Source organism: Bacillus sp. SW14, assembly GCF_047608225.1.
Taxonomy (GTDB): Bacteria; Bacillota; Bacilli; order Bacillales; family Bacillaceae; genus Bacillus; species Bacillus subtilis_G.
The window spans coordinates 3,893,529-3,908,985 of record NZ_JBLKRW010000001.1 but is presented as its reverse complement, the minus strand read 5'-3'; the positions used below and the strand labels follow the sequence as shown (position 1 = coordinate 3,908,985).

17 protein-coding genes are annotated in these 15,457 nt (G+C 47.5%); 12 read left to right on the top strand and 5 right to left on the bottom strand.

Translation table 11 applies throughout. The features are described 5' to 3' along the window. Positions 1–44: 44 nt before the first annotated feature. From gabT to gdh, 4 genes are all read left to right on the top strand, one after another. Positions 45–1,355 (top strand): 4-aminobutyrate--2-oxoglutarate transaminase, encoded by a 1,311-nt coding sequence (gabT, locus tag ACMX2I_RS19830; protein WP_414958102.1) that lies wholly within the window; start codon positions 45–47, stop codon positions 1,353–1,355. A 69-nt stretch (positions 1,356–1,424) separates the two neighbouring features. Continuing rightward, entirely contained in the window at positions 1,425–2,813 is a 1,389-nt protein-coding gene (gene gabD / locus ACMX2I_RS19825) for a succinate-semialdehyde dehydrogenase (protein ID WP_414958101.1), read from the top strand. 124 nt (positions 2,814–2,937) lie between these two features. Further along, positions 2,938–3,801: a glucose uptake protein GlcU gene (glcU, locus tag ACMX2I_RS19820; protein WP_087993078.1), complete on the top strand. Its 864-nt coding sequence runs from the start codon at positions 2,938–2,940 to the stop codon at positions 3,799–3,801. Between the two features lie 19 nt (positions 3,802–3,820). Then, entirely contained in the window at positions 3,821–4,606 is a 786-nt protein-coding gene (gdh, locus tag ACMX2I_RS19815) for a glucose 1-dehydrogenase (RefSeq protein WP_414958100.1), read from the top strand. A 45-nt stretch (positions 4,607–4,651) separates the two neighbouring features. Here the strand turns inward: gdh and ACMX2I_RS19810 are convergent, their stop codons facing one another. Genes ACMX2I_RS19810 through ycnK form a run of 3 tightly spaced genes read right to left on the bottom strand, consistent with a single transcriptional unit; the run spans position 4,652 to position 7,511 of the window. Further along, the gene (locus tag ACMX2I_RS19810; protein WP_087993023.1) at positions 4,652–5,266 is read right to left on the bottom strand and encodes a YcnI family protein; all 615 of its coding nucleotides are present in this window, start codon (positions 5,264–5,266) and stop codon (positions 4,652–4,654) included. A gap of 14 nt (positions 5,267–5,280) precedes the next feature. Continuing rightward, a complete protein-coding gene (locus ACMX2I_RS19805; RefSeq protein WP_414958099.1) occupies positions 5,281–6,903 on the bottom strand; it encodes a copper resistance CopC/CopD family protein in 1,623 nt (540 codons plus the stop codon). Positions 6,904–6,938: 35 nt separating this feature from the next. Then, positions 6,939–7,511 (bottom strand): copper uptake transcriptional regulator YcnK, encoded by a 573-nt coding sequence (gene ycnK, locus ACMX2I_RS19800; protein ID WP_414958098.1) that lies wholly within the window; start codon positions 7,509–7,511, stop codon positions 6,939–6,941. A 164-nt stretch (positions 7,512–7,675) separates the two neighbouring features. Between ycnK and ACMX2I_RS19795 the strand changes: the two genes are divergently transcribed. The 6 genes from ACMX2I_RS19795 (at position 7,676) to sipU (ending at position 13,056) form a co-directional block, all read left to right on the top strand. Then, the gene (locus ACMX2I_RS19795) at positions 7,676–8,029 is read left to right on the top strand and encodes a hypothetical protein (RefSeq protein ID WP_289346471.1); all 354 of its coding nucleotides are present in this window, start codon (positions 7,676–7,678) and stop codon (positions 8,027–8,029) included. Between the two features lie 166 nt (positions 8,030–8,195). Beyond that, positions 8,196–9,626: a PTS mannitol transporter subunit IICB gene (locus tag ACMX2I_RS19790; protein ID WP_414958097.1), complete on the top strand. Its 1,431-nt coding sequence runs from the start codon at positions 8,196–8,198 to the stop codon at positions 9,624–9,626. A 24-nt stretch (positions 9,627–9,650) separates the two neighbouring features. Beyond that, the gene (locus tag ACMX2I_RS19785) at positions 9,651–10,082 is read left to right on the top strand and encodes a PTS sugar transporter subunit IIA (protein WP_414958096.1); all 432 of its coding nucleotides are present in this window, start codon (positions 9,651–9,653) and stop codon (positions 10,080–10,082) included. A 1-nt stretch (position 10,083) separates the two neighbouring features. Beyond that, the gene (locus ACMX2I_RS19780; RefSeq protein WP_414958095.1) at positions 10,084–11,205 is read left to right on the top strand and encodes a mannitol-1-phosphate 5-dehydrogenase; all 1,122 of its coding nucleotides are present in this window, start codon (positions 10,084–10,086) and stop codon (positions 11,203–11,205) included. A gap of 95 nt (positions 11,206–11,300) precedes the next feature. Continuing rightward, complete coding sequence (locus tag ACMX2I_RS19775) at positions 11,301–12,359, top strand: tartrate dehydrogenase (protein ID WP_414958094.1); 1,059 nt, start codon at positions 11,301–11,303, stop codon at positions 12,357–12,359. 133 nt (positions 12,360–12,492) lie between these two features. Continuing rightward, on the top strand, positions 12,493–13,056 hold the full coding sequence (gene sipU / locus ACMX2I_RS19770; RefSeq protein WP_414958093.1) for a signal peptidase I sipU: 564 nt from the start codon (positions 12,493–12,495) through the stop codon (positions 13,054–13,056). 53 nt (positions 13,057–13,109) lie between these two features. Here the strand turns inward: sipU and ACMX2I_RS19765 are convergent, their stop codons facing one another. Beyond that, the gene (locus ACMX2I_RS19765; RefSeq protein WP_414958092.1) at positions 13,110–13,718 is read right to left on the bottom strand and encodes a dienelactone hydrolase family protein; all 609 of its coding nucleotides are present in this window, start codon (positions 13,716–13,718) and stop codon (positions 13,110–13,112) included. A gap of 83 nt (positions 13,719–13,801) precedes the next feature. Here ACMX2I_RS19765 and ACMX2I_RS19760 point away from each other — a divergent pair, with 83 nt between their 5' ends. Beyond that, a complete protein-coding gene (locus tag ACMX2I_RS19760; RefSeq protein WP_394716835.1) occupies positions 13,802–14,194 on the top strand; it encodes a 3-hydroxyacyl-ACP dehydratase FabZ family protein in 393 nt (130 codons plus the stop codon). A gap of 35 nt (positions 14,195–14,229) precedes the next feature. On the opposite strand, the gene ACMX2I_RS19755 is transcribed toward ACMX2I_RS19760, so the two are convergent. Then, the gene (locus tag ACMX2I_RS19755) at positions 14,230–14,394 is read right to left on the bottom strand and encodes a hypothetical protein (RefSeq protein ID WP_087993013.1); all 165 of its coding nucleotides are present in this window, start codon (positions 14,392–14,394) and stop codon (positions 14,230–14,232) included. A gap of 132 nt (positions 14,395–14,526) precedes the next feature. Here ACMX2I_RS19755 and ACMX2I_RS19750 point away from each other — a divergent pair, with 132 nt between their 5' ends. Then, positions 14,527–15,276, top strand: a complete 750-nt coding sequence (locus ACMX2I_RS19750) for a Cof-type HAD-IIB family hydrolase (protein ID WP_087993012.1) — start codon at positions 14,527–14,529, stop codon at positions 15,274–15,276. Positions 15,277–15,457: the final 181 nt, after the last annotated feature.

The following is a 15,457-nucleotide window of genomic DNA, read 5'->3' as shown; positions in this document are numbered from 1 at the left end:
AAGAAGTCAGAATGATAAGAAAATAGCGACAGGGGGACATTCACATGAGTGAAACAACAGCAAGCATCACGACTGCCCAGTGGCAGCAAAAACGGGATCAATTCGTGTCAAAAGGTGTGAGCAACGGCAACCGCAGTCTGGCGGCCAAAGGGGAAGGGGCTGAGCTGTACGATTTGGATGGCCGGAGGTTTATTGATTTTGCAGGCGCCATCGGAACGGTAAACGTCGGACACTCACATCCGAAGGTGGTTGAGGCTGTAAAGCGGCAGGCGGAGGAGCTCATTCACCCGGGGTTCAATGTCATGATGTACCCGTCTTATATCGAATTAGCCGAAAAACTGTGCGGCATTGCACCGGGCAGCTATGAGAAAAAAGCGATCTTTCTGAACTCGGGGGCGGAAGCGGTTGAAAACGCTGTGAAAATCGCCAGAAAATATACAAAGCGCCAAGGGGTTGTTTCGTTTACACGAGGGTTTCACGGGCGGACGAATATGACGATGAGCATGACGAGTAAGGTAAAACCTTATAAATTCGGATTCGGACCTTTTGCTTCAGAGGTTTATCAAGCACCGTTCCCCTATTATTATCAAAAGCCGGCGGGCATGAGTGATGAAAGCTATGACGACATGATCATACAAGCGTTTAATGATTTCTTTATCGCTTCCGTCTCGCCGGAAACGGTGGCGTGTGTCGTGATGGAGCCGGTGCAGGGAGAAGGCGGCTTCATTATCCCATCGAAAAGGTTTGTGCAGCATGTTGCGTCATTTTGCAAAGAACACGGCATTGTCTTTGTCGCTGATGAAATTCAAACGGGTTTTGCCAGAACTGGCGCTTATTTCGCGATTGAGCATTTTGATGTAGTGCCTGACCTGATCACGGTTTCTAAATCACTTGCGGCGGGCTTGCCGTTAAGCGGTGTGATCGGCCGTGCGGAACTGCTTGATGCGGCGGCGCCCGGGGAGCTGGGCGGCACGTATGCAGGCAGCCCGCTCGGGTGTGCTGCGGCTTTGGCTGTGTTGGATATCATTGAAGAAGAAGGATTGAATGACCGTTCTGAAGAAATTGGAAAAATCATTGAAGAGAAGGCGTATGAGTGGAAACAAGAATTCCCGTTCATCGGTGACATCCGCAGACTCGGGGCAATGGCGGCCATCGAAATCGTCAAGGAACCCGACACGCGAGAGCCTGATAAGGCGAAAGCGGCAGCGATTGCGGCGTATGCGAATCAAAACGGATTGCTTTTGCTGACAGCGGGAATTAACGGCAATATCATTCGCTTTCTGACGCCGCTCGTCATCTCAGACAGCCTTCTGAATGAAGGGCTCAGCATATTGGAGGCGGGCCTGCGAGCGTAATCATTGGAAAGAAAACGGCTGGGTCTGCTATCATTTTAAGTAATCATAAAACAGAAAGGAATGTTCAATATGCCAGATCAATTAACGGTCTGCAACCCGGCTACGGGCGAGGAGATCAAAACGATTCCTCAGCAATCAGCCAAAGAAGTAGAAGAAGCCATTGAACGTTCACATCAGGCGTTTAAAACGTGGTCTAAAACATCAGCGAATGAAAGAGCGTCTCTCTTAAAAAAATGGTATGAGCTGATTGTTGAACATAAAGAAGAACTTGCAGATTTAATTACAAAGGAAAACGGAAAACCGTATCAGGAAGCGGTCGGTGAGGTACTATACGGCGCAGGCTATATCGAATGGTTCGCAGAGGAAGCGAAGCGTGTGTACGGAAGAACGGTCCCTGCTCCGACAACCGGCAAACGAATTGTCGTCACACGCCAGCCAGTCGGCCCTGTTGCTGCCATCACGCCTTGGAATTTCCCGAATGCGATGATTACACGTAAAGCGGCGCCTGCTCTTGCTGCCGGCTGCACGTTTATTATCAAGCCGGCACCGGACACACCGCTGTCTGCCTATGAGCTTGCGCGCCTCGCATATGAAGCGGGCATTCCGAAGGACGTCCTTCAGGTTGTGATCGGCGACGGCGAAGAGATTGGAAATGTCTTCACAAGCAGTCCGAAAATCCGCAAAATCACCTTCACAGGATCAACGCCGGTCGGGAAAATCCTCATGAAAAACAGTGCGGACACCGTGAAACATGTCTCTATGGAGCTCGGAGGACATGCGCCGCTGATCGTGGATGAGGATGCCAACATCGACCTTGCCGTCGAACAGGCGATGGCGTCTAAATACAGAAACGCCGGACAGACTTGTGTTTGTGCAAACCGTCTCATCGTTCACGAGTCGATTAAAGACGAATTTGCCGCGAAACTAAGCGAGCAAGTGTCTCAGCTCAAAGTCGGAAATGGGCTTGAAGATGGCGTCAATGTCGGCCCGATTATCAATAAAAGAGGCTTCGAAAAAATCGTCAGCCAAATCGATGATGCCGTTGAAAAAGGCGCGAAGGTTCTTGCAGGGGGCACGTATGACCGAAACGATGACAAAGGCTGCTACTTTGTCAATCCGACAGTGCTCACCGATGTCGATACGTCCATGAATATCATGCACGAGGAAACTTTCGGCCCGGTTGCACCGATCATCACGTTTTCTGATATTGATGAAGCGATTCAGCTTGCCAACGATACGCCATACGGCTTGGCTGCTTACTTCTTCACAGAAAACTACCGCCGCGGCATCTATATTTCCGAGAATCTCGAGTACGGCATTATCGGCTGGAATGACGGAGGACCGTCAGCGGTTCAAGCGCCATTCGGCGGAATGAAAGAAAGCGGCGTCGGCCGCGAAGGCGGTTCGGAAGGCATTGAGCCGTACCTTGAAACGAAATATATGTCCATTGGTTTGTAAAAGAATGCAAGCTCCTAAAGAGCTGCCGGATCTTCCGGCAGCTCTTTTTGTGTTTCCGGCGAATAAACCCAACCATTCCAGCCAAAATAACAGCAAATACATTTTGAAAGAAGGTTCCCCAACAATGGATTTATTATTGGCTCTTCTCCCGGCTTTGTTTTGGGGGAGCATTGTTCTCTTCAATGTGAAATTAGGCGGTGGACCGTACAGCCAGACACTCGGAACGACGATCGGGGCGCTCATTGTGTCTATCGTGATTTATTTTTTTGTTCAGCCCGCTCTGTCACTGCGCATTTTTATTGTCGGCATCGTATCCGGCTTATTTTGGTCCCTTGGACAGAGCAACCAGCTGAAAAGCATTGAATTGATGGGTGTGTCCAAAACAATGCCGATTTCTACTGGAATGCAGCTCGTTTCAACCTCACTGTTCGGTGTGATTGTGTTTCGTGAATGGTCTACACCGATTGCGATTACGCTTGGCATTCTCGCTCTGATCTTTATCATCGTGGGAATCATTCTCGCATCATTGGAAGATAAGAAAGACAAGAAAGAGGGTGAGCCAAGCAACTTTAAAAAAGGCATATTGATTCTTCTTGTCTCGACGCTCGGTTATTTGGTGTATGTCGTCGTTGCCAGATTGTTTAATGTGTCTGGCTGGTCGGCTCTTTTGCCGCAGGCGATCGGGATGGTAATCGGGGGACTTGCTTTAACCTATAAACACAAACCCTTTAACAAATATGCAATCAGAAATATCCTCCCCGGCTTAATCTGGGCAGGAGGAAATATGTTTCTGTTTATTTCTCAGCCGAAGGTCGGCGTCGCAACAAGCTTTTCCCTCTCGCAAATGGGAATTGTCATTTCTACGCTCGGCGGCATATTCATCCTGCGTGAAAAGAAATCAAAACGCCAGCTTATTGGGATTGGGATTGGGATTGCGCTGATTATCGCGGCAGCCATATTTTTAGGAATCGCCAAAACAAATTCATAACAATTGGAGGAGGATATATATGTATCCGGATTTAAAAGGAAAAGTCGTCGCCATTACAGGAGCCGCATCAGGCCTTGGGAAAGCCATGGCCATTCGCTTCGGCAAGGAGCAGGCGAAAGTGGTGATCAACTACTTTAGCGAAAAACAGAATCCGAACGAGGTCAAAGAAGCGGTCATTAAGGCGGGCGGTGAAGCCGTTATCGTCCAAGGTGATGTCACGAAAGAGGAAGATGTAAATAACATTGTGCAAACTGCGATTAAAGAGTTCGGCACACTCGATATTATGATAAATAACGCCGGACTTGAAAATCCTGTGGCGTCTCACGAAATGCCGCTGAAGGATTGGGATAAAGTCATCAGCACGAACTTAACCGGCGCTTTTTTAGGAAGCCGGGAAGCGATTAAATATTTCGTAGAACACGATATCAAGGGAAATGTCATCAACATGTCCAGTGTGCATGAAGTGATTCCGTGGCCGTTATTTGTCCACTATGCGGCTAGTAAAGGCGGGATTAAACTGATGACGGAAACATTAGCGCTGGAGTACGCGCCGAAGGGCATTCGTGTCAATAATATTGGGCCGGGCGCGATCAACACGCCAATCAATGCCGAAAAATTCGCTGACCCTAAACAGAAAGCAGATGTTGAAAGCATGATTCCGATGGGATATATCGGCGAACCGGAGGAAATCGCCGCAGTAGCGGTATGGCTTGCTTCGAAGGAAGCCAGCTACGTCACAGGTATCACGTTATTCGCGGACGGCGGTATGACACAATACCCTTCCTTCCAGGCAGGACGCGGATAAATCAAAAAAAGCGACCCAGATATGTCTTCTGGATCGCTTTTTTCATTATGCGCGCTTTTTCTTTACAAGCGCTGCTACAGACAAAATAATGGCTGCGGCAGACAGCACAATCGCTGTGATGTCGAGAGCTGAAGAGCCTGTGTCTTCGGAATCGTCTTCCGTTTTCGTGGCGCCGTGTTCATCTGTCACTTGTTTTGCAGCAGTGATGTTTGTAATGGAATGAGGCGTATCCGCATCCTCGTCACCTGTCCATTCGACAATGCTGCCGTCCTTGTAATATTGGTATGCGTCCCAAGCGGCTTCCTCCGCTTTGTCAGGGTTTTTGGCAACAAAGGTAAACCGCTGGAACTGTCCTTCCTGAATGCCGCCGTCAGTCGCCTCCCATGTGACGGAAACTGATTGATCATCGTGTTTCTGGGTGGATATCTTCCAGCCCGGAATCGGCTCGTACTGTTGGAACTCAACATCCTTCGGCATTTTGAGGACAACCTTTGTTGTCGGCAGGTTTTTTTCAGAAGGAACCTTCATTGTATAGGTTTCCCATGAACCTGCAGCAGATTCAGCGGGCTTTACAGTAACGTGCGCGCTGGCAGGGGCCGTAAAGAATAAAAGTGAGCCGACAATAGCTGGACATAGTGTGAATGCGATTTTTTTTAACAACGTAAAACACTCCTCTAATTGGTTTTTGTAAACATCATATTGATTTCATTAAAGTCACCGGTCAAACCGTGGACTTTAATCTTCCAGTTTCCTTTTTCATTAATGGATAGGTTTTCATCCTGGAAGACGCCCTTTGCTTTCTCTTTTAATTGGAAGGCGTTTTTGTTTTCGCTGCCTGACAGACCTGTTTTATAAACGGTTAACGTGATTTGCTGGATGTTTTTCACCGGGTCGCCGTTATGGTCGGTGACTCGCAGCTCAAATACGTTTTTGCCGGGCTGGTTCGGGCTGATGCTGAGAGAAACGCTTTGCCCGTTCTCAATCGCTTTGGTTTGGTAGAACGGTTCCGGCACCGGCTCAGGCGGGCTCGGCAGGCTGGTAAACACGGCCGCTGTGATCAATACAGCGATGCCGATTGCCCATTCCGCTTTCACGGTCCGGCTGATTCCTGCGCGGTGCTGTTTTCTGGTGAGCAGAAAATGAACCGCGCCTAAGGCCAGCATCAACACAAACAATCCGCTTTTAACTAAAAGAGCTTGGCCGTACGCTGTGCGGAACAGTGAATCCATCGAACGAATGATGAAAAATCCATTAAGCAAACCTGAAAATAAAATGACGCCGACTGCAGTAAGCGCCCACGGCGAGAAGCGGCTTACCGTTTCCCATGCGAGCGTTTTGTCAGGCTGCTTCCATTCGTTTGCGAGCAGCAAAACGAGTGCCGCTATTCCGCCGACCCAGATGGAAGCGGATGATAAATGAAGGAAATCCATCAAAATCCCGACCGCTTTTTCTTCAACGACAGCAGCATGGCCGGTAAACGCTTTGGCAAGCAGGAGACCGAAAAAGAAAATGAGCGGCGCTGTCCAATAGCCAAAGGACGAATAGCGGTTTTTGCGTATCACAGGGATCACAGACAGTGCTAGCAGCACGAACAGCGCGGCCTGTATGATCCAAATGGTGCCACCTGCTGTCTCAAACAGTGTCTCTCTGATATAGATCGGCTGGAAGGCGCTGCCCCAGCCGCCTGCGTTTGCTTTTGTCTGAATCGGAAGCTGAAGCAAAAGCGCCAGGCCCAATGCGGTAATCGAGACGATCAAGATGCGTCTCGTCCGTTTGGCGAGTTGTTCTGAATCCCCTTTATACCAGAAGAGATGGAAGAAAACCGTCCCGATAAACAAAGATAAGGCTGTATACAGCATCGCTCGGTCTGCGGCTGTTTCCGGGTTCAGCGGTGAACCTGCTGCTTTTTGGCTGCTGAATCCGCCTTCCGCTTTCCCGATGCTGAACGGTATGACGCCGGAGACCGGATGCCCGTCCGCGGACACGGCATTCCATTCCGCTCTGTACACATCATGCGGCAGATTCTTTTTCAGCTTCACTGTCATGATGTGATTGTTATCTTTTTTGATTTCAGTCTTGCCGTTATCCACCCGTTCGCCGTTTGAATTATAGACTTTAATGTAATGAAACCCTTCTTCTACCGGTTCATTAAATTCGATTTCTGCATGTGCAGGTGCGCTTTTTAATTCGCTGTTTTCACTAGGTGAAGATTTGACGATATAGGCGTGAGCAAAGCTTGTTTTCGGCAGGAAAACAAGAAAAAGCAGAAAGATGATCCACCATCTGTTTCGCTTCATCACTCAGACACCACCTTCCGCTGTATATGTTGTGTTTAATTCTTGGTGCAGGTGCAGCGCTTTTTTCTGTCCTGAAGCATATCTTCCAGCGCCTGATCGAAGGTGCGGACGGCTCCGCCGAATCCTTTTTGAAACCGTTTGGCATGATCGAGTGTCGCAAACGGAATCGCCTGCGGCTGGCAGCAGTGCAGGTTTAATTCAGCATTTACCACAAAATAAGCCGAACCGGCACTGACGGTTGTGTGTAACAGAAAATCCCGGCAAATCAAGTGTGAAATCTCTTCCGTTTTATCTGCGTAACGCAAAAACGCACAATGTGCGCAGCACAGCTGTTCAATGTCTTGGTTTACCGTAATCAGCTGAACCGAATGGACTTGATTGACCGGTTTTAGGCAATAGCTGCACATATGATCCGCTTGAGGTGTTGGGGCTGGGAGCGTAATGCCGCCGGCCGTTTTGATGACCTGATTTGACTGAACGAGCTGATTGACATCTCTGTATACCGTCATTTCAGAAACGCCGAACCGTGCGCTGATATCAGTAATTTTGAGCGCGCCTTCTTCTTTCAGCCACTTCAGTATGTGTTGCTGTCTATTAATCGGAAGCATTCATACATCCCCTCCATTAAGATCTATTTAAGCGTAGAGGATTTTAGAGACAGAGACAAGTAAGCTGATGATAAAAAATGTGAAAATGTGTTGAACAGCAACAAAACGAAACAGAAGGGACTCTGGTATAATAGACATATGGAATGGAAAGTGAGGAATACCCTATGAAAGAAACTCTATGCCCCAATTGCGGCAAACCTTTGACAGGCGACATGGTCAGATCATCCAATGTGCCTTGCCAATTTCGCTGCGGACACTGCCGGGAACGGCTTTATGAATATAAAGTATCAGCTCCGATGATGCTGGTGTCACTAGCGGTCATCGTGCTGCTCATTTATCTGTTGCTGCTCCTCCGCAATGCGGCAGGATCAATGCTGCCGGCCGTACAGCACGTCCCGATGGCTGTTTTTGCGCTTGTGTGCGCGTATCCTGTTTTTATTGTAAGTGAACGGATGATCGCAAAGTACGTGATTCAAAACGGCAACATTATTTATAGAGGTAAGAGAAAAGGCTCCTGATATCAGGAGCCTTTTTATTTTTAAAAAAATGTCACACCCATGTGCCAAAGTCCTCTTTACTTTCAATTGTATAGGAACTGTAAGCGTTTTAACATAGAGTCAAAGGGAAGCAAAATTCTCTGAATCTATTTTTATAGCTTACAGCGACAACAAGGAGGGTTTATATATGCAGCAAGAACAGCAAGGCGGCATGAAAGTGAAAGTGCAGCGCTTCGGCAGTTATTTGAGCGGAATGATTATGCCGAATATCGGCGCGTTTATCGCGTGGGGCATCATTACCGCGCTGTTTATTCCGGCGGGATGGATTCCGAATGAACAGCTGAATACACTTGTCAGCCCAATGATCACATATTTACTGCCGCTTTTGATAGCGTATACAGGCGGAAAAATGATTTACGACCACCGCGGCGGAGTCGTCGGGGCGACAGCGGCAATCGGGGTGATTGTCGGGTCGGATATTCCAATGTTTTTAGGTGCAATGATCATGGGACCGCTTGGCGGATACCTCATTAAACAGACTGATAAATTGTTCAAGGATAAAGTCAAACAAGGCTTTGAAATGCTGATCAACAACTTTACGGCGGGGATTGTCGGGGCGGCTTTAACGATTCTCGCGTTTTACGCCATCGGTCCGGTTGTCCTGACGTTAAATAAATTGCTGGCGGCAGGTGTGGAAGTCATTGTACACGCTAATTTACTGCCTGTAGCCAGCGTTTTTGTGGAACCGGCGAAAGTGTTGTTCCTCAATAACGCCATTAACCATGGAATCTTAAGTCCAATCGGAATCGAGCAAGCAGCCCAAACGGGAAAATCGATTCTGTTTTTAGTAGAAGCAAACCCTGGGCCAGGGCTCGGCATTTTGCTGGCGTACATGTTCTTTGGAAAAGGTTCTTCAAAATCAACGGCTCCCGGAGCGGCGATCATTCATTTCTTCGGCGGGATTCACGAGATTTACTTCCCATACATTTTGATGAAACCGGCCCTGATTCTGGCGGCCATTGCCGGCGGAGCAAGCGGACTGTTAACATTCACGATCTTTCATGCCGGACTTGTCGCAGCAGCGTCACCGGGCAGCATTATCGCATTGATGGCGATGACGCCAAGAGGCGGCTACTTCGGCGTATTGGCGGGTGTATTGGTCGCAGCAGTTGTTTCGTTCATCGTCTCAGCGGTGATCCTGAAATCTTCAAAAGCAAGCGAAGAAGACCTCGCTGCCGCAACAGAAAAAATGCAGTCCATGAAGGGGAAGAAAAGCCAAGCAGCCGCTGCTTTAGAAGCGGAGCAAACGAAAGCTGAGGAAGCGTCTGAGCTGTCTTCTGAAAGCGTAAACAAAATCATCTTCGCATGTGATGCGGGAATGGGATCAAGCGCGATGGGAGCATCGATTTTAAGAAACAAAGTGAAAAAAGCGGAGCTTGATATCAGTGTGGCCAACACGGCCATTAACAATCTGCCAAGCGATGCGGACATTATCATCACCCACAAAGATTTAACAGATCGCGCGAAAGCGAAGCTGCCGAACGCGACACACATATCAGTGGATAACTTCTTAAACAGTCCAAAATATGACGAGCTTCTTGAAAAGCTTAAAAAGTAATCTTATAGAAAGAGAGTGATACCCATGCAAGTACTCGCAAAGGAAAATATTAAACTCAATCAAACGGCATCATCAAAGGAAGAAGCCATCAAAATGGCAGGCCAGACGCTGATTGATAACGGCTATGTGACAGAAGATTACATTGGCAAAATGTTTGAACGTGAAGAAACATCATCTACTTTTATGGGGAATTTCATAGCCATACCACACGGCACAGAAGAGGCGAAAAACGAGGTGCTTCACTCTGGAATCTCAATCATACAGATTCCAGACGGTGTCGAGTACGGCGCAGGCAACACGGCAAAAGTGGTATTCGGCATTGCGGGCAAAAATAATGAGCATTTAGACATTTTGTCTAACATCGCCATCATTTGCTCAGAAGAAGAAAACATTGAACGCCTGATCTCTGCTAAAAGCGAAGAAGATTTGATCGCCATTTTCAACGAGGTGAACTGACATGATCGCCTTACATTTCGGTGCGGGAAATATCGGAAGAGGGTTTATCGGCGCGCTGCTTCACCACTCCGGTTATGATGTGGTGTTTGCGGATGTGAACGATACGATGGTCAGCCTCCTTAATGAAAAACGGGAATACACAGTGGAGCTGGCAGAAGAGGGCCGCTCATCAGAGGTCATAGGCCCGGTCAGCGCCATTAACAGCGGGAGCCAGGCGGAGGAGCTGTATCGGCTGATTAATGAAGCGTCGCTCATCACAACAGCGGTCGGCCCGAATGTGCTGAAGCTGATTGCTCCGTCTATCGCAGAAGGTTTAAGTCGAAGAAAAGCTGCAAACATACTGAATATCATTGCCTGCGAAAATATGATCGGCGGCAGCAGCTTCCTGAAGAAAGAGATATACAGCCATTTAACGGAAGCAGAGCAAGAGTCCATCAGTGAAACGGTCGGTTTTCCGAATTCGGCTGTTGACCGGATCGTGCCGGTTCAGCATCATGAAGATCCGCTCAAAGTATCGGTTGAACCGTTTTTTGAATGGGTCATTGATGAATCAGGCTTTAAAGGGGATACACCGGCCATAAACGGCGCGCTGTTTGTTGATGATTTAACGCCGTATATCGAACGCAAGCTGTTTACCGTCAATACCGGCCACGCAGTGACCGCCTATGTCGGCTATCAGCGCGGATTAAAAACCGTAAAAGAAGCAATCGATCATCCGGAAATCCGCCGTGTCGTTCATTCGGCGCTGCTTGAAACCGGTGACTATCTCATCAAAACGTATGGCTTTAAGCAAACCGAACACGAACAATATATCAAAAAAATCATTGGACGCTTTGAAAATCCATTCATTACGGACGATGTGACCCGCGTGGCGAGATCGCCTCTCAGAAAGCTGGGAGAGCATGATAGACTCGTAGGCCCTGCAAAGAAAATAAAAGAGCCGAATGCGCTGGCGGAAGGGATTGCCGCAGCGCTGCGCTTCAATTTCACCGGTGACCCTGAAGCGGTGGAACTGCAAGAGCTGATCCAAGAAAAAGGATACAGCGGCGTGCTTCAAGAGGTGTGCGGCATTCAGTCCCATGAACCGCTTCATGCCATTGTTTTAAAGAAACTCAACCAATAACCGACCCGTGACAGCATGTCACGGGCTTTTTTTGCCATCTTGCAATCTAGTATAATAGTAAGCGCTTACGATAATAGGGGGAGGAGAATGACACAATGAAACAATTCGAGATTGCGGCAATACCCGGAGACGGAGTAGGAATAGAGGTTGTGGCGGCTGCGGAAAAAGTGCTTCATACAGCAGCCGAAGTTCACGGAGGTTTGTCATTCTCATTTACGCCTTTTCCATGGAGCTGTGATTATTATATGGAACACGGCGAAATGATGCCTGAAGACGGAATACATACGCTCACTCAATTTGAAGCGGTTTTTTTAGGAGCGGTCGGAAATCCGAAGCTGGTTCCCGATCATATGTCATTATGGGGGCTGCTGCTGAAAATCCGAAGGGAGCTTGAGCTTTCCATTAATATGAGACCTGCCAAACAAATGGCCGGCATTATGTCACCGCTTTTACATCCAAATGATTTTGACCTCGTGGTGATTCGTGAAAACAGTGAAGGCGAATACAGTGAGGTCGGCGGTCGCATTCACAGGGGTGATGATGAAATTGCCATCCAGAATGCCGTGTTTACGAGAAAAGCGACAGAGCGTGTCATGCGTTTTGCCTTTGAATTGGCGAAAAAGCGGCGCGGCCATGTGACGAGTGCAACAAAGTCCAATGGCATTTATCACGCGATGCCGTTCTGGGATGAAGTCTTTCAAAAGACTGCTGCGGATTACAGAGGAATTGACACGTCATCCCAGCACATTGATGCGTTGGCCGCTTTCTTTGTCACACGTCCTGAAACCTTTGACGTCATTGTAGCGAGCAACTTATTCGGTGACATTTTAACAGATATCAGCTCCAGTCTCATGGGGAGCATCGGCATTGCCCCATCTGCAAACATCAACCCGTCCGGCAAGTATCCATCCATGTTCGAACCGGTCCACGGATCAGCTCCCGATATCGCCGGCAAAGGCCTCGCGAACCCAATCGGCCAGATTTGGACAGCAAAGCTGATGCTTGATCATTTCGGAGAGGAAGAACTGGGGGCGAAGATCCTCGATGTGATGGAACAAGTAACGGCAGACGGCGTCAAAACACGCGACATTGGCGGACAAAGCACAACGGCAGAGGTCACGGATGAAATCTGTGCTCGTTTGAGAAAACGTTGACGAAACGGCCGGGGCGGATGGTTGCCCCGGCCAATCAATTTCCTTGCAAAAATATCCGAAAAAAAACTAACCAAGAAGATCCAAATGCTGTATAATAATTTGGGATTCTTAGGAAGGTATTGGGTGAAGGAAGTTGAATGCGAAAAAAATCACATTAAAGAAAAAAAGAAAAACCAAATGGATCGTTGTATTCAGTATCGTTTTGATCGCTGCGCTTATTTTGACGATCAGAATGGCGTTTTACAGGCCCTTTCTCGTTGAAGGCTTGTCAATGGCTCCAACGCTTCAGGACTCAGAAAGAATTTTGGTTGACAAAGCAGCCAAATATACAGGCGGTTTTCACAGAGGCGACATTATCGTCATTCATGACAAAACAAGCGGCCGTTCATCAGTCAAACGTTTAATCGGTTTGCCTGGTGACAGCGTAAAAATGAAGGATGACCAGCTATACATAAACGATAAAAAGGTGGAAGAACCGTACCTAAAGGAACATCAACAAGAAGCCAAAGAAATAGGTGTAAGCTTAACCGGTGACTTCGAAGCTGAGGTTCCTTCCGGCAAATATTTCGTAATGGGAGATAACCGCCTCAATTCGATGGATAGCAGAAACGGAATGGGTATGCCTTCTGATGAAGAAATCGTCGGTACGGAATCTCTCGTCTTTTATCCGTTCGGTGAGATGAGACAAGCAAAATAAAAATCTTATGGAACGAGTCACGGCTGTGGTCACTGACGACCATTTGTGCGCGTTTAAGAACAATCTGATGAAACAGGGCGGGGCGGTTTTTCTGCCTCGTTTTTTATGATGGAAAGCGCTTTGAAGAAGAGTGCCCTGTCGAAAGTATCAGAGTCAGGATTGGCAAAGCCGTGAAGAGCTTTAAATTGATAAATCTCCAAATCGGGATGCTGTTTTTCCCGCAGTTTTTTGATGAGAAGCGTAACATCAAACGACGGTTCAAATGAAGGGAAAAACAATAGGACCGGGCAGACTGGCACGTGATGAAGAGAATCGCGTATCCGGGAACCGTAATAGCAAACAGCTCCGCTCACCTCAGGCATACTGCTGCATTTCCATGCGATCGTTGCGCCCGCGCTGAATCCAACCACAAAGATGCGCCGTCCGGTGTTTTGCCTGATCAAGCTCTGAATGATGGTTTCTCCTGTTTTCAGCCGTTCGTGTTTTGTAAATTGATCGTATGCGATTTTTTCCTCTTGCAATGTGTAGACTTCACCATCCCCGAGCAGGTTAGGCGTCACCACATCATATCCAGCCATTTTTATCAGCCGGGCCATCTTTTTCATATGGCTGTTAACACCGTATATTTCGTGTGCGAGAATGACGAGCGGTTTTGGGGGCATAACGGTCTCCTTTGCGTTTTTTCCATTATATCCTATTGTTCAGCTTTTGGCTGATATATAATAGTCAAAAAAGGAGAAATAGAATGAACTCATTATTTTTGCCTCATCGCTATCCGTTTTTGTTTATTGATGGCGTGACGGAAAGCAAGCCCGGCAAACATGCGGCAGCGTATAAGCTGATCAGTGAGAACGACTGGTTTATCAATGATAAGCAAACAGAAATGCCGTTTTCACTTGTGATTGAAGCACTTGCGCAAACAGCGGCTTTTACAGGAGTTACAGATCAGAACAGCTTGGGTTTATTGTCTTCCGTGAAGAAAGCGGAAAAACTGGGCGCGGCCGAGCCTGGTGACCGGCTTGATCTTACGTTTGAAGTTACGCGCAACCGACGCGGGTTTGTGTTCGGGCATGGCAAGGCGTCAGTGGGCGGACAGCCTGTTGCTGAAGCTGAAATCGGCATTTATATCGAAAAATGAAAAAAACCCTTCACAACGATTTGTGAGGGGTTCTATTACTTCGTATCGTAATCCCGTTCGCTTTGTGAGTCATCTCTTTGCTGCCGTTTGTGTTTTTCATCCTTCATGTTTTCCTTCAGCTCTTCATTCGGAATCGGATCGGTTAAGTCATTGTGTTCAGGATTTTCATTTGGTTTGTTTTGCTGTTTTCTTTCTGTCATCTTTGATCACCTCACCGTTTGTTTTCCTTTTATCAGGACGCCTCAAACATGTGAAATCGCTTTTTTGTTCCGATGGGTATAATGTATTAGAATAGAAAGATGCACAATTAAAAGATAAAGAGAGGTACATATATGTCTGTTCAAAGAGAAAATGTAGATATCAAGCTGATCGCAATTGATATGGATGGAACGCTGCTGAATGACGAGCAGCTGATCTCCGATGAAAACCGTAAAGCCATTCGTGAAGCCGAGGATAAAGGCGTGTACGTGGTGATCAGCACGGGCCGGACGCTGATGACCTGCCGGGAGCTGGCGGAATCGCTGAAGCTGTCATCCTTTTTAATCACGGCAAACGGCAGCGAAATTTGGGATTCGAATTTTAATTTGGTGGAACGCAAGCTGCTCCATACGGATCACATTCAAATGATGTGGGATTTGCGGAATAAGCACAACACTAATTTCTGGGCTTCTACCGTAAATAAAGTATGGAGAGGCGAGTTTCCGGAAAACATTACGGATCATGAATGGCTCAAATTCGGCTTTGACATTGAGGATGACGACATCCGAAACGAAGTGCTGGAGGAGCTGAGGAAAAACAAAGAGCTTGAAATCACCAATTCAAGCCCGACAAACATTGAGGTCAACGCGCTTGGCATCAACAAAGCCGCGGCTCTTGCGAAGGTTTCTGAAAAACTCGGCTTTACGATGGAGAATGTGATGGCGATGGGTGACAGCCTCAATGACATTGCGATGATCAAAGAAGCGGGTCTGGGTGTTGCGATGGGAAATGCGCAAGACGTCGTGAAAGAAACGGCTGATTGGACCACGGATACAAATATTGAGGATGGTGTCGCTAAAGCGATTCGCCATTGGGTACTATAAAAAAGGGAGTCCTAAGATGGACTCTTTTTTTAGTTTGGGAGGTTTTCTTCTGGGACCATGGGAGGTTTTCTGACAAAAGGATTTCACAAACTGATAGGTTTGAATTATAATAAAGCAAAGTTCAAAAATTCGGAATAGTCGTTCCGAATTTCGGAACAATGATAACATAAAGCATATTGTT

Coding starts and splice junctions, on each gene's coding strand:
- ACMX2I_RS19755 (WP_087993013.1), bottom strand. CDS start 14,394: ATGACAGAAAGAAAACAGCAAAACAAACCAAATGAAAATCCTGAACAC.
- ACMX2I_RS19805 (WP_414958099.1), bottom strand. CDS start 6,903: ATGAAGCGAAACAGATGGTGGATCATCTTTCTGCTTTTTCTTGTTTTC.
- gdh (WP_414958100.1), top strand. CDS start 3,821: ATGTATCCGGATTTAAAAGGAAAAGTCGTCGCCATTACAGGAGCCGCA.
- ACMX2I_RS19795 (WP_289346471.1), top strand. CDS start 7,676: ATGAAAGAAACTCTATGCCCCAATTGCGGCAAACCTTTGACAGGCGAC.
- ACMX2I_RS19790 (WP_414958097.1), top strand. CDS start 8,196: ATGCAGCAAGAACAGCAAGGCGGCATGAAAGTGAAAGTGCAGCGCTTC.
- ACMX2I_RS19765 (WP_414958092.1), bottom strand. CDS start 13,718: ATGCCCCCAAAACCGCTCGTCATTCTCGCACACGAAATATACGGTGTT.
- ACMX2I_RS19775 (WP_414958094.1), top strand. CDS start 11,301: ATGAAACAATTCGAGATTGCGGCAATACCCGGAGACGGAGTAGGAATA.
- ACMX2I_RS19780 (WP_414958095.1), top strand. CDS start 10,084: ATGATCGCCTTACATTTCGGTGCGGGAAATATCGGAAGAGGGTTTATC.
- ycnK (WP_414958098.1), bottom strand. CDS start 7,511: ATGCTTCCGATTAATAGACAGCAACACATACTGAAGTGGCTGAAAGAA.
- ACMX2I_RS19785 (WP_414958096.1), top strand. CDS start 9,651: ATGCAAGTACTCGCAAAGGAAAATATTAAACTCAATCAAACGGCATCA.
- gabT (WP_414958102.1), top strand. CDS start 45: ATGAGTGAAACAACAGCAAGCATCACGACTGCCCAGTGGCAGCAAAAA.
- ACMX2I_RS19750 (WP_087993012.1), top strand. CDS start 14,527: ATGTCTGTTCAAAGAGAAAATGTAGATATCAAGCTGATCGCAATTGAT.
- ACMX2I_RS19760 (WP_394716835.1), top strand. CDS start 13,802: ATGAACTCATTATTTTTGCCTCATCGCTATCCGTTTTTGTTTATTGAT.
- gabD (WP_414958101.1), top strand. CDS start 1,425: ATGCCAGATCAATTAACGGTCTGCAACCCGGCTACGGGCGAGGAGATC.
- glcU (WP_087993078.1), top strand. CDS start 2,938: ATGGATTTATTATTGGCTCTTCTCCCGGCTTTGTTTTGGGGGAGCATT.